The following is a 13289-nucleotide window of genomic DNA, read 5'->3' as shown; positions in this document are numbered from 1 at the left end:
GGGCCGTCAGGCCGCCTTGCGCACCGGCGTGCCGGCCGCCGCGTCGAGGACGAGCCGTTCGAGCGTCTTGAGCCGCGCCGCGCTGGTGATCTTGTCGCCGGTCAAGTCGGCCACGTAGAAGACGTCGACCGCGCGCTCGCCATAGGTGGCGATGTGCGCCGAATGGATCATCACCTTCGCCTGGAACAGCGCGTGCGCCAGCGCATAGAGCAGCGCCGGCCGATCGCGGGCGTTGACCTCGATCACCGTGTAGCGGTTCGACGCGCGGTTATCGATCAGTGCCGCGGGCTCGATCGAGAAGGCGTCGGCACGGGGCCGGGCGAGCGGCTTGGCGAGCAGCTTGTCTGCCATCCGGCTGCGGTTGGCGAGCGCATCCTCGATCGCGACGCTCAGCCGCCGCATCCGGTCGTCGCCCTCGAAGGGCTGGCCGAACGGGTCCTGCACCAGCAGATTGTCGATCGCCATGCCGTCGCGCGTGGTGTGGATGCGCGCGTCGATCACGCTGGCGCCGGCCAGGTGGATCGCCCCGGCGATGCGGTAGAACAGGCCGGGATGGTCGCCCGCATAGATGCTGACCAGCGTCGCGCCGCGATCCGGATCGGGCGAGGCGGAGATCGACAGCGGCTTGCCGTCGGCGTCGGCCGTCTCGATCAGCCGGGCGTTGCGTTCGAGGATGTCGACGCTCTCGGCGACCCAATAGGCCTCTGGCAGGCGGGCGGCGAAGCGGTCGAAGCGGTCCTCGTCCCAGCCGAGCCGGTCGCGGAGCTGCTCCTGCTTGGCGTTGATCCGCTCGCGCCGGCCGGTCTGCTTGTGGCCGAGCCGCAGCACCTCCTCCGCCGCCTCGTAGATGTCACCGAGCAGCTGGCGTTTCCAGCCGTTCCACACGCCGGGGCCGACCGCGCGGATGTCGACGATCGTCAGGCACAGCAGCAGGCGAAGCCGCTCGGGGCTCTGCACCCGCTCGGCGAAGTCGAGGATCGTCTTGAAATCGGACAGGTCCCGCTTGAACGCGGTGTCCGACATGACCAGGTGATAGCGGACCAGCCAGGCGACCGTCTCGGTCTCGGCCGGGCTCAGGCCGAAGCGCGGGCACAGCCGCTCGGCCACCTCGGCGCCGAGCACGCTATGGTCGCCGCCGCGCCCCTTGGCGATGTCGTGGAGCAGCACCGCGACATAGAGGACGCGCCGCTGCACCAGCCCTGGCAGGATCTTCGACGCGAGCGGGTGATCCTCCTTGAGCTCGCCCTTCTCGATCTGGCTGAGCAGGCCGATCGCGCGGATCGAATGCTCGTCGACCGTGTAGTGATGGTACATGTCGAACTGCATCTGCGCGACGACCCGGCCGAAATCGGGAACGAAGCGCCCGAACACGCCGGCTTCGTTCATCCAGCGCAGCACCGTGTCGGGCGTGTTGTGCGAGGTCAGCACGTCCATGAAGAAGGCGTTGGCGCGCGGATCGCGGCGCACGCCATTGTCGATCAGCTTCGCGTCGCGCCCCGCCGCGCGCATCGCCAGCGGGTGGATCTCCAGCCCGTGACGGTCGGCGATCGCGAACATCTGGACCAGCCGCACCGGGTCCTGCACGAAGAAGTCGTCCGACGGGATGGCGAGCCGGCCACGATCGAGCACGAAGCCGTCCAGCTTCGACGGCCGGCGGCGCAGGCTTGGCAGGCCGAAGCGGCGCCCGCGCGCGGCGAAGGTCTCGTCGATATGCGCCAGGAAGATCGCGGTCAGGTCGCCGACCCGCTTCGCCATCAGGAAATAATGCTGCATGAAGCGCTCGACCGCCGACTTGCCGGGCCGTTCGGCATAGCGCATCCGCCGGGCGATCTCGGGCTGGACGTCGAAGGTCAGCCGGTCCTCGGCCCGGCCCGCGACGATGTGGAGGTGGCAGCGCACCGCCCACAGGAAATTCTCGGCCTTCTGGAACTGGCGCAGCTCGGCCCGGGTCAAAAGCCCCTTCTCGACCAGCTCGGGCACCGACAGCACCTGGTAGACATATTTGCCGATCCAGAAGAGCGTGTGCAGGTCGCGCAGGCCGCCCTTGCCCTCCTTCAGGTTGGGCTCGACGACATAGCGGCTGTCGCCCATCCGCTTGTGGCGCTCGTTGCGCTCGGCCAGCTTCTCCGTGACGAAGGTGCGCGCGGTGCCGGTCAGCACGTCGCGGCGGAACAGCGCGCTCGCCTCGTCGTACAGCGCCTCGTCGCCCCATACGAAGCGGCCTTCGAGCAGCGCGGTGCGGATGGTGAGGTCGCCCTTCGCCATGCGGATCATGTCGTCGAGCGAGCGGCTCGAATGGCCGACCTTCAGTCCCAGGTCCCACATCGAATAGAGCATCGATTCGATGACCTGCTCGGACCAGCTCGTCTGCTTCCATGGGGTGAGGAAGGCGATGTCGACGTCCGAATGGAGCGCCATCTCGCCGCGTCCATAGCCGCCGACCGCGACCAGGCTGAGCCGTTCGGCGGCCGAGGGGTTGTTGATCGGGTAGAGCCGCTCGACCGTGAAGTCGAAGATCAGCCGCAATATCTGGTCGGTCAGGAAGGCATAGGCGGCGGCCGTCTCCGACCCGCGGGTCGGCTGCTCGGCGAGGCGGCGTGCTATCTCGGTACGGCCGGTATCGAGCGCCGCCTTCAGGGCCGCGGTCGCGCCCGCGCGCAGTGCCGCGGCGTCGCTGCTGCCGGGCAACAGCTCGGCCAGTGTGTCGGCGACCGCGCGCCGATCGATGATCGCGCGCCGCTGCGGCAGCAGGTCGAACTTGGTGGCCATATCCGCCACATAAGGCGTGATGGCCCGTGGTGGAAGCGTCCCCGCGTGGAGAAGCGTGTTTACCAGCGCCGCTTGGGCGGCTGCACTTGCGGTCCGCCGGCGCCATAGGGGCTCCACGGCCGGCTGATCTGTCCCTCGCCCGCCTTGAAGAAGAACTGGCTGCATACCAGCCAGCCCTTGAGCGGGCGCAGCGGCAGCACGCAGGTGGCGATCAGCATCGGCCCGGTGACGAGCAGCTGGGTGAGCAACGAAGCGTTGGTCCAGATCTCGAGCATCAGCGCGAAGGTGACGGCGGGAACGCAGCCGAAGCAGATCACGAAGAAGGCGGGGCCGTCCGCGGGATCGGCGAAGTCGTAGCTGAGCCCGCAATGGTCGCAGCCGTCGGCGAGCTTGAGGAAACCCTGGAACAGCCGCCCCTCGCCGCAGCGCGGGCAGCGGCCGCGCAGGCCGGTGCGGATCGGCTCCAGCCTGGGCCAGTCTTTTTCGGCGGCTTGATCGACCATGTCGAACTCCTGCGAAATGCTTGCCCGCGAGATAGAAGTTTGTATGGCTGACACAACCATACATAATGCCCGGCCCCCTCCATGCAAAGCTGGCTCGACCATCTCGCCGACCGTGGCGGTCCCAAATATCTGGCCATCGCCGACGCGATCGACCATGCGGTGCGGACCGGCGTGCTACGCCCCGGCGAGCGGCTGCCGCCGCAGCGCGAGCTGGCGGCCGAGCTGGGGGTCGACCTGACCACGGTGACCCGCGCCTATGGCCTCGCCCGCGACGCGGGGCTGATCGAGGGGGCGGGGCGGCTCGGCTCCTATGTCCGCAATGCCGCCGGGCTGCCGCTTGCCGACCTGACCGCCGATTCGGGGATGATCATGCCGCCCCAGCCCGGCTTCGCGCTGCTCGGGCAGGCGATGCGCGACGGCATGGCGAAGCTGCTCCGCGCCGGGGGCCAATCGCCGCTGCTCCAGTATCAGCCGAGCGGCGGCGCGCTGCGCGACCGGCAGGAGGCGGCGCAGGCGCTCGCCGCGCGTGGCATGGCGACCGCCGAGGACCAGGCGATCATCACGGCGGGCGGCCAGAACGCGCTCCACGCGATCATTGGTACGATGTTCGCGCCCGGCGACGTCATCTGCGCCGGGCGGTCGACCTATCCGGGGCTGCTCGCACTCGCCCGCCGTTTCGGCCTGACGGTGCGCGCGATCCCCGGCGACGGGGAGGGGCTCGACCCCGATGCGGTCCAGGCGGCGGCGTTGGCGGGCGCGAAGGCGGTCTATGCCGTGCCGACCAACGACAACCCGACCACCGCGACGCTCGACCTCGAACGACGGCTGTGGCTGGCGGCGATCATCCGCCGCCACGGTCTGATCCTGATCGAGGATGATGCCTATGGCCAGCTTCCTGCCCGGCCGTTGCCGCCGCTCGCCGCCTTCGCACCCGAACGGAGCTGGCATATCGCAAGCGTCGCCAAGATCGTCTCGCCGGTGCTCCGCGTCGCGCATGTGCGGGCGCCTTCGCCGGATGCGGCGCGGCGGCTGGTCGGCGACATCAGCGAGACCTCGGTGATGGCGCCGCCGCTCAACGCGGCGCTCGTCACCCACTGGCTGCGCGAGGGGGTGTTCGCCGATCTCGTCGCACGGGTGCGGGCCGAGGGCGTGGCGCGCCAGCGGCGGGTCGCGCCGCTGCTCGCGGGGCTCGACCATGCCGCCCACCCCGAGGGCTATCATATCTGGCTGCGGCTGGCCGAGGCTGCCGTCGCCCCCGCCGAGCTGGCGTCGCGGTTGACTCCACTCGGCCTGTCGATCGTCCCTGGTGAGCGCTTCGCAGTCGATCCGGCGGCGGCCGAGCGCGCGGTGCGCATCTCGATCGGCGGGGCGATCGGCCATGACCGGCTCGCCCGCGCCTTCGAAGGACTGCGCGCGCTGGTCGGCGCGGCGCCCGCCCGCTAGGAGCGGACCATGACCTCCTCCTTCCCTCCGCTGCAGTTCGATCTCGATGGCCTTGCGGCCTTCATCGACGGTTCCTTCCCGGCCAGGGCTCGGCCCGCGCTGGGCCAACTCGTCGCGCTCGCGCCCGGCCATGCGCGGCTGCGGCTCGATCCCGACGAGGACATGGTCCGGCCCGGCGGCATCGTCTCCGGCCCGGTGCTGATGGGACTGGTGGATGTCGCCGCCTGGGCGGCGGTGCTCGCCCATGCCGGGCCGGTCGCGATGGCGGTGACGCACAGCCTCAACATGGCATTCCTGCGCGCCTGTGCGGTTGCGCCGGTGATCGCCGATGCGCGGCTGCTCAAGCTCGGCCGCCGCCTCGCGACGATCGACGTGCGGCTGTGGCAGGACAGCGAGGACCGGCTCGTCGCCCAGTCGACAGTGGGCTACGCGCTGCCCTGACCGTCGCCGATCATTGCAGCGTCGGCCTCCGGCTCCAGTCGCGGTCGAGGTTCGACAGCGCGCGGTCGATGCTGTCGAGCGCCGTCCTGCGATCGGCTTCGTGCATGCCGCGCGCCTGGGCGACCGAGGCGCGCGCGCTGACCAGCGCGGCACGAACCTCGCCGCTGCGGCCCTCCCGCGCCGCCTCGAATGCGGCGCGGCGCGCCTCGGCCGCCTCGGCCAATGCCTCCTGTCGGGCCTGGGCGGCTTCGCGGCGGGCTTCCTGGACGTCGCGCATCGCGTCGCGTCGGGCCTCCGCGGCCGCCTCGCGCGCGGCGGCACGGGCTTCCTCGACGGCGGCGCGGATCTCGGCGCGCTCCGCCTCGCTCAGCCGGCCGTGACGGATGACGACGCCCTCGCCGGGCGGCAGCGGCGGGACGGGGGGTATCGGCGGGATCGCCGCCATCGCCGGAGCCGGCGGCGCGGGGGGAGCCGGCGGGACGGCGGGCGGCGGCGGAACCTCAGCCACCGCCGGAACCGGCGCGGTATAGGGTGCGGTCGGCGCCGCCGCGATCGCCGCGACGGTGCCGCCGGCAAGGAGCGCGCCGAGCGCCGCCCCGGCGGCAAGGCGAATCTGCCTGGTCATGATGGTCCTCCCGAAAAAAGCAGGACGACCCTTGGTTTCGCGCCGGTTCGGGGGCAAGCGGGCTTCGACCAACCAACGGCGCGGCTGGACGAGCGACGGCGCGGCTATTCCGCCGCGTCGCGCGCCAGCGACTTGAGCCGGTAGAGGATGTCGAGCGCCTCGCGCGGGGAGAGCGAGTCGACGTCGATCGTCTCGATCTCGTGGCGCAGCGGATCGGGCGCGGCCTGCTCGACCTGCGCGGCGGCGGCGAACAGCGGCAGGTCGTCGAGCCCGGCGGCGAGCCCGCCGGTTGCGGCACGCCCGGCCTCGAGCTTCTTGAGCACGTCGCGGGCGCGGGCCAGCACCGGCGGAGACAGCCCCGCCAGCTTGGCGACGGCGATGCCGTAGCTGCGGTCGGCCGGGCCGTCCGCGAGCTCGTGCAGCAGCACCAGCTCGCCCTTCCACTCGCGTGCGCGGACATGGTGGAGCGACAGCGCGTCGAGCCGTTCGGCCAGCCGGGTCAGCTCGTGATAATGGGTCGCGAACAGGCAGCGGCAGCGGTTGATGTCGTGCACCGCCTCCACCACCGCCCAGGCGATGGCGAGGCCGTCATAGGTGGAGGTGCCGCGCCCGACCTCGTCGAGGATGACGAAGCTGCGCTCGGTCGCCTGCGCCAGGATCGCCGCGGTCTCGACCATCTCGACCATGAAGGTCGATCGCCCGCGCGCGAGGTTGTCCGATGCGCCGACCCGGCTGAACAGCCGGTCGACGATGCCCAGCCGCGCACTCGTCGCCGGTACCGGGCTGCCCGCCTGGGCAAGGATCGCGATCGCGGCGTTCTGGCGCAGGAAGGTCGATTTGCCGCCCATGTTCGGGCCGGTGACCAGCCACAGCCGCTCCTGCTCCGACAAGCGGCAGTCATTGGCGACGAAGCGCGCGCCCTGGGCCGCCACCGCCGCCTCGACCACCGGATGGCGGCCGCCGATCACGTCGAAGCAGCTGTGCGGTTCGAAATGCGGGCGGGTCCAGCCGCCTTCGGCAGCGCGCTCGGCGAGCGCCGCCGCGACGTCGAGCCGGGCGATCGCATCGGCGGTCGCGGCGATCTCCCCCGTGCGGCCGAGCGCGGCGGCCATCAGCTCCTCCAGATGCGCGGCCTCGGCCGCCAGCGCATGCTCGCCCGACTGGCCGACCCGCATCGCCTGCTCGTGCAGGTCGGGCGCGTTGAAGCGCACCACCCCGGCCAGCGTCTGGCGATGGGTAAAGCCCGAATCCGCCGTCATCAGCGGATCGGCATGCTTGGCCTGCACCTCGATATGATAGCCGAGCACGCCGTTATGCTTGATCTTGAGCGAGGGGATGCCGGTCTCGGCGCGGTAGCGCGCCTCCAATGCGGCGATCGCCTTGCGCCCCTCGCCGCCCTGGCCGCGCAGCGCGTCGAGCGCAGGGTCGTAGCCCTCGGCGATATAGCCGCCCTGCGCCGCGTCGATCGGCGGGGTCGCGACCAGCGCGCGGCGGAGCAGGTCGACCAGCTCGTCATGGCCGACGAGTTGGGGCAGCAGATCGGCGAGCAGCGTCGGCATCGGCGCGGCGCGGCCGAGCAGCTCGTGGAGCAGCCGCGCCTGATCGAGCCCGTCGCGGAGCTGGCCGAGGTCGCGCGGACTGCCGCGCCGCGCGACCAGCCGGCCGAGCGCGCGGCCGATATCGGGCAGGGCGCGAAGGGCGGACCGCAGCCGGTCGCGCAGCGCGCCGTCGCCTTCGAACAGCGCGACCAGGTCGAGCCGCGCCTCGATCGCGGCGACGTCTGTCAGCGGGGCGGACAGATCGGCACCGAGCAGCCGCGCGCCCGCGCCGGTCACGGTGCGGTCCACCGCGTCGAGCAGGCTGCCCTTGCGGACGCCCGCCTGGCTCAGTGTGATCTCCAGGCTCTCGCGGGTCGCCGCGTCGATCATCATATGATCGGCGACGACGCGGCGACGCGGCGGCTGCAGGAAAGGCAGGCTGCCCTGGCCGGCGCGTTCGAGATAGGCGATCAGCGCCCCCACCGCCGCCAGCTCGGCGCGGGTGAACGCGCCGAAACCATCGAGCGTCGCGACGCCGAGCAGCCGCTTGAGCCGCTCCTCGCCGCGCACCGACTCGAAATGCTCGCGCGGCCAGGCGACCGCGCCGGCGGGCGGCTCCTCGAAATCCTCGGGGACCACGATCTCGGCGGCGTCGAGCCGGGCAAGCTCGGCGTCGAGCGCGGAGGGGATCAGCCCGGCGATCTCGAACCGCCCGGTCGAGATGTCGGCGGCGGCGATGCCGATGCGGCGATCGGCCCCCTGCCCCGCGCTCGCCACCGCGACCAGCCAGTTGGCCGCGCGCGAATCGAGCAGCGCCTCCTCGGTCAGCGTCCCCGCGGTGACGACGCGGACGATCGCGCGGCCGACCAGCGCCTTGGAGCCGGCGCGTTTCTTCGCCTCGGCCGGGCTCTCCGTCTGATCGGCGATCGCGACGCGATGGCCGGCCTTGATCAGCCGGGCGAGATAGCCCTCCGCCGAATGGGCGGGGACACCGCACATCGGAATCGGCTGCCCGTCATGCTCGCCGCGTGCGGTCAACGCGATGTCGAGGCAGGCGGAGGCCGTCTTCGCGTCGTCGAAGAACAGCTCGAAGAAGTCGCCCATCCGGTAGAAGAGCAGGCAGTCCTCGGCCGCCGCCTTCAATGCCAGATATTGCGCCATCATCGGGGTGGGGGCCGATGCTGACGGGGCCGTATCCTTTTTTGCGGTTTGCGCCATCCGGACGCTGATAGCGACTTGTGGACTCCCGGGCCATGCCCCAAAAGCGGGGCGGGCAAACATCTGACAAGGCGTCGAGGGGGCCGTTCCATGAGCGACAGCAAGGTGCAATTTTCCGACCGGGAGGCGCTGTTCTTCCATTCGACCGGCCGGCCGGGGAAGATCGAGATCGTCGCGTCGAAGCCGATGGCGACGCAGCGCGACCTGAGCCTCGCCTATTCGCCCGGCGTCGCCGTCCCGGTGAAGGCGATCGCCGCCGATCCCGCCACCGCCTACGACTACACCGCCAAGGGCAATCTCGTCGCGGTCATCTCGAACGGCACCGCCATCCTCGGCCTCGGCAATCTCGGCGCGCTCGCGTCGAAGCCGGTGATGGAGGGCAAGGCGGTGCTCTTCAAGCGCTTCGCCGATGTCGACTCGATCGACCTCGAGCTCGCCACCGAGGACCCGGAGGCGTTCATCAACGCGGTGGCGCTGCTCGAACCCTCGTTCGGCGGCATCAACCTCGAGGACATCAAGGCCCCCGAGTGCTTCATCATCGAACAGGCGCTCAAGGAGCGCATGAACATCCCGGTGATGCACGACGACCAGCACGGCACCGCGATCATCGCCGCAGCCGGCCTGATCAACGCCGCCTATCTGACGAAGCGCGAGCTCAAGGACATGACCGTCGTCGTCAACGGCGCCGGCGCGGCGGCCATCGCCTGCACCGAGCTGATCAAGTCGGTCGGCGTGTCGCCCGACAAGGTGCTGCTGTGTGATTCCAAGGGTGTCGTCTACCAGGGCCGCACCGAAGGCATGAACCAGTGGAAGTCCGCCCACGCCACCCCCACGACCAAGCGCACCCTGGCCGAGGCGGTCGAGGGCGCCGACGTGTTCCTGGGCCTGTCGGTCAAGGGGGCGCTGACCCCCGACATGGTCAAGACGATGGCGCCGCACCCGATCATCTTCGCGATGGCCAATCCCGATCCGGAGATTCTGCCGCCCGACGCCAAGGCGGTGCGCGCCGACGCGATCGTCGCGACCGGACGGTCGGACTATCCGAACCAGGTCAACAACGTGCTCGGCTTCCCCTTCATCTTCCGCGGCGCGCTCGACGTGCGCGCGACGGGCATCAACCAGGAGATGAAGATCGCCGCCGCCCGCGCTCTCGCCGAACTGGCGCGCGAGCAGGTGCCCGAGGAGGTCGCCGCCGCCTATGGCGGCGCGGCGCCGCGCTTCGGTCGCGACTATATCATCCCGGCGCCGTTCGACCCGCGGCTGATGGAGGTGGTGCCCGCCGCCGTCGCCCAGGCGGCGATGGACACGGGCGTCGCCCGCGCGCCGATCCTCGACATGGCCGCCTACAAGGACAGCCTGAAGGCGCGCCTCAACCCGACCACCTCGGTCCTGACCCTCGCGTCCGAGACCGCGCGCGCGCATCCCAAGCGCGTCGTCTTCGCCGAGGCCGAGGAGGAGGTGGTGCTGCGTGCCGCCATCCAGTTCAAGAATCTCGGCTATGGCACGCCGGTGCTGGTCGGCCGCGACGACGTGCCCGACAAGCTGCGCGAGCTCGGTGTCGACGATCCCGAGACCTACGAGCTGCACAACAGCCGCAACTCGCCGCTGATCGAGCGGATGGTCGACTATCTCTACGACCGGCTCAAGCGCCGCGGCACACTGCGCCGCGAGGTGCAGGCGATGGTCAACCAGGATCGCAACATCTTCGGCGCGCTGCTGCTCGCGCTCGGCGAGGCCGACGCGATGGTGACCGGCACCACCCGTACCTACAGCCAGACCTTCCGTCCGATCCGTCGCGTGCTCGACCCGATCGAGGGCAAGAAGCCGCTCGGCATCCACCTGTTCGTCGGCCAGAACCATACCACCTTCATCGCCGACACGACCGTGACCGAGCGTCCGTCGGCTACCGAGCTGGCCGACATCGCCGAGGCGACCGCCGCCGTCGCGCGCCGCATGGGCCATGAGCCGCGCGTCGCCTTCCTGAGCTATTCGACCTTCGGCAACCCGTCGGGCAACTGGCTGGAAACGGTGCGTGGCGCGGTGAGCGAGCTCGACGCGCGCGGCGTCAGCTTCGAATATGAAGGCGAGATGGCGCCCGACGCGGCGCTCAATCCGTCGATCATGAAGCTCTATCCGTTCAACCGGCTGTCGGCGCCGGCCAACGTCCTGGTCATGCCGGGGCTGCAGTCGGCCAACATCTCGGCCAAGCTGCTGCGCGAGCTGGGTCGCGGTTCGATGATCGGGCCGATGCTGGTCGGCATGGAGAAGCCGGTCCAGATCGCGACGATGTCCTCGAACGCCGCCGAGATCATGACCCTCGCCCTCCTCGCCGCCGCGGGGATCGCGCACTGACCTCGTTTCCCCCTCCCTTGCAAGGGAGGGGGATATATTGGGGCCTTACTTCCCCTCCTCTCCGCCGTCCCCCTTCTCCATCGACTGCTTCATCGACAGCACAAGCGCCTCGACGCTCTGCGGCTGGGCGGGCAGGCGGAAATAGGCGGACGGAAAGGCGGCCTTGCTGGCGAGGTTGAGGCGGAAGCGGCCGTCGACGTCGATCGGCGTGCCGAGCGCGAAGATCGTCCGCGTCTCGCCGATCATCTCGGTCGCCATCGACCCGAGCAGCGGCGCCGAGGGCACGATCGCGGCGTTCATGAACTGCTCGAGCGCGGCGCCGACCGGCTTGAGGTCGGGATCGCTGCTGATCAGGTAGTCGGCGGGCTTGTCGGGCTTGCTGCTGTCGAGCCCTTTCACATGATAGACGCGCCCCTCGCGCCCGCCTGCGCTGCCTGGCTCGCCCGGCTCGATCGTCAGCGCGACCTTGGGCCGTGTCTCGGCCGCCTGGTCGAACAGGCCCTTGAAGATCGGCGGCAGCACCCGGTCGATCGCGGTCGCGACATCCTTGAGCCGCGCCACCGTCGCCTTCTTGCCTTCGACGTCGACGATGTAGAACTCCCCGCCGATCAGCAGGCCGTAATCCTCGCTGCCGACCTCCGCGATACGGGCGTCGCCATTGTCGTGGACGTCGATCTGGAGCTGCTTCGCCTCGCGCACGTCGATATAGACGGCGCGCAGCCCGGCCTGGGCCGTCCCCGCGCCGAACAATATCGCCGTTCCGACCGCCGCTCCCAGTATCCGCCGCATCCGCCACTCCCCTGCTTGACCGGCTTCTGTCTAGAGCCTGATCGGGCGCGGCGAAAGCTATTGCGGGGAAGCCCCCTCCCCGCCCTTCAGCGCCAGCGCCGCCGCCTTGCCGGCATTGCTGTCGGGCGCGGCGGTCGCGGCGCGGGTCCAGGCGGCTTTCGCATCGGCCATATTGCCCGAGGCGGCGGCGATGTTGCCAGCCTCATAGGCGATCGAGGGATCGTCGGGCGACAGCGTCGCCGCCTGGCGGATCGCGCTGAAGGCGAGCGGCAGGTCCTTCATCCGCCGGGCGAGGTTGGCGCTGAGCAGCCAGCCGAGCGCGTCGCGCGGCACCAGCCGGGTCGCCTCGGCCAGGTCGGCCTTGGCGCCGGGCAGGTCGTTGACGGCGACGCCGGCGCGGGCGCGGTCGAGATGGACCTCGCCCTTCATCTCGTCGGACAGTCCGGGCAGGGCCAGCGCGCGATCGAAGGCGGTGCGGGCGCGGGCGGGGTCGTCGCCCGCCAGCGCGGCATTGCCGGCCTGCATCCACAGCACAACCGCCATCGGGTCCATCGCGATCTGTGCCTCCTTGGCGGCGCCTTCGAAGGTCGCGGTCGCCGCCGGCCATTGTCCGAGCGCCGATTGGGCAATGCCGAGGCATTGGCGCGCGGCCATGCCACCGCCGGCGGCGGCCCAGGCCTGCGCCTCGTCGACTGCGGCGGTCGGGTTGCTGTCGGCCAACGCCGCGCATTTGCGGCCGCGCACGCTGTGCGCTTCCTGGTTCGGCGGGGCGGCGGGGGGCGCCGCGGCCACGGCAGCGGCAATGAGCAGCGACAGCATCAGGGCTCCATCAGGCGGGCCACCGTCGCGATCAGCAGGGCGATGTCGCCCGGCCGCGACAGGCGGTGGTCGCCTTCCTTGATCAGGGTCGTCTGCACGTCGCCTGAACGGAGCGCCCTGCCGAGCCGCAGCGCGATCGACACCGGCACCGTGTCGTCCCGCTCGCCATGGAGCAGCCGCACCGGGCCGTCGAACGCTATCTCGCCGTCGAGCAGCAGGTTGGCCTGTCCCGATTCCCAGAAGCCGAGCGTGGTGACATAGGGCTCGTCGGAATAATCGCTCGGCTCCGCGATCCGCCCCTCGCGGCGGAGCAGCTCGACGACGTCGGCGGAGAAGCCCCAGTCGGTGAAGTCAGGCGCGGCGGCGATGCCGACGATGGCCTGCACCCGCCCCGGCAGCGCCAGCGCGACGAGCAGCGCCAGCCAGCCGCCCATCGACGATCCGACCAGTATCAGCGGTCCGGCCGGCGCAAAGGCGCCGATCATGGCGAGCACGTCGTCGCGCCAGTCGGCCAGGGTGAAATCCTCGAACGCGCCCTCGCTTGCGCCGCAGCCCGAATAGTCGAGCCGCAGCATCGCCCGCCCCTCCCGCCCCGCCCAGGCGTCGAGCGCGGTCGCCTTCTCGCCTTCCATGTCGGATCGGTAGCCGGGCAGGAAGACGATCGTCGGCCCGCGACCGGGGCGATAACGATAGGCGAGCGCGGGCTGGTCGGGCCGGGTGAGATAGGCGGTCATGGGCCGGGCTTAGAGCCTGATCGTTTGAGGTGGAAGCGCTTTGCGCTTCCGCCGATGA

General features: G+C 70.7%; 10 protein-coding genes. 3 read left to right on the top strand and 7 right to left on the bottom strand.

What is annotated here, in order from left to right; translation table 11 throughout:
* Window positions 1-6 precede the first annotated feature (6 nt).
* Together B5X82_RS13310 and B5X82_RS13305 are read right to left on the bottom strand one after the other, a co-directional pair.
* A complete protein-coding gene (locus B5X82_RS13310; RefSeq protein WP_079648638.1) occupies window positions 7-2769 on the bottom strand; it encodes a [protein-PII] uridylyltransferase in 2763 nt (920 codons plus the stop codon).
* A 59-nt stretch (window positions 2770-2828) separates the two neighbouring features.
* Window positions 2829-3272 (bottom strand): DUF983 domain-containing protein, encoded by a 444-nt coding sequence (locus B5X82_RS13305; protein ID WP_079648637.1) that lies wholly within the window; start codon window positions 3270-3272, stop codon window positions 2829-2831.
* 81 nt (window positions 3273-3353) lie between these two features.
* Here B5X82_RS13305 and B5X82_RS13300 point away from each other — a divergent pair, with 81 nt between their 5' ends.
* Together B5X82_RS13300 and B5X82_RS13295 are read left to right on the top strand one after the other, a co-directional pair.
* Entirely contained in the window at window positions 3354-4715 is a 1362-nt protein-coding gene (locus B5X82_RS13300) for an aminotransferase-like domain-containing protein (protein WP_079648636.1), read from the top strand.
* Between the two features lie 9 nt (window positions 4716-4724).
* Window positions 4725-5156, top strand: a complete 432-nt coding sequence (locus B5X82_RS13295; RefSeq protein WP_079648635.1) for a PaaI family thioesterase — start codon at window positions 4725-4727, stop codon at window positions 5154-5156.
* A 10-nt stretch (window positions 5157-5166) separates the two neighbouring features.
* On the opposite strand, the gene B5X82_RS13290 is transcribed toward B5X82_RS13295, so the two are convergent.
* Both B5X82_RS13290 and mutS read right to left on the bottom strand, forming a co-directional pair.
* The gene (locus B5X82_RS13290; RefSeq protein WP_079648634.1) at window positions 5167-5781 is read right to left on the bottom strand and encodes a hypothetical protein; all 615 of its coding nucleotides are present in this window, start codon (window positions 5779-5781) and stop codon (window positions 5167-5169) included.
* A 104-nt stretch (window positions 5782-5885) separates the two neighbouring features.
* Window positions 5886-8483, bottom strand: a complete 2598-nt coding sequence (gene mutS, locus B5X82_RS13285) for a DNA mismatch repair protein MutS (RefSeq protein WP_176152555.1) — start codon at window positions 8481-8483, stop codon at window positions 5886-5888.
* A gap of 144 nt (window positions 8484-8627) precedes the next feature.
* Here mutS and B5X82_RS13280 point away from each other — a divergent pair, with 144 nt between their 5' ends.
* Window positions 8628-10889, top strand: coding sequence for an NADP-dependent malic enzyme (locus B5X82_RS13280; protein ID WP_079648632.1), 2262 nt, complete (start codon window positions 8628-8630; stop codon window positions 10887-10889).
* A 45-nt stretch (window positions 10890-10934) separates the two neighbouring features.
* Here the strand turns inward: B5X82_RS13280 and B5X82_RS13275 are convergent, their stop codons facing one another.
* Genes B5X82_RS13275 through B5X82_RS13265 form a run of 3 tightly spaced genes read right to left on the bottom strand, consistent with a single transcriptional unit; the run spans window position 10935 to window position 13231 of the window.
* Window positions 10935-11678, bottom strand: a complete 744-nt coding sequence (locus B5X82_RS13275) for a hypothetical protein (RefSeq protein ID WP_079648631.1) — start codon at window positions 11676-11678, stop codon at window positions 10935-10937.
* Window positions 11679-11735: 57 nt separating this feature from the next.
* Window positions 11736-12497 (bottom strand): tetratricopeptide repeat protein, encoded by a 762-nt coding sequence (locus B5X82_RS13270; RefSeq protein ID WP_079648630.1) that lies wholly within the window; start codon window positions 12495-12497, stop codon window positions 11736-11738.
* Window positions 12497-13231, bottom strand: a complete 735-nt coding sequence (locus tag B5X82_RS13265) for an alpha/beta hydrolase (protein ID WP_079648629.1) — start codon at window positions 13229-13231, stop codon at window positions 12497-12499. Before B5X82_RS13265 ends, B5X82_RS13270 begins: the two co-directional genes overlap by 1 nt.
* Window positions 13232-13289 lie beyond the last annotated feature (58 nt).

The sequence above is a fragment of the Rhizorhabdus histidinilytica genome (assembly GCF_900167915.1).
Taxonomy (GTDB): domain Bacteria; phylum Pseudomonadota; class Alphaproteobacteria; order Sphingomonadales; family Sphingomonadaceae; genus Rhizorhabdus; species Rhizorhabdus histidinilytica.
The sequence above is the reverse complement of the archived record's forward strand: the minus strand, read 5'-3'. Positions and strand labels throughout refer to the sequence as shown.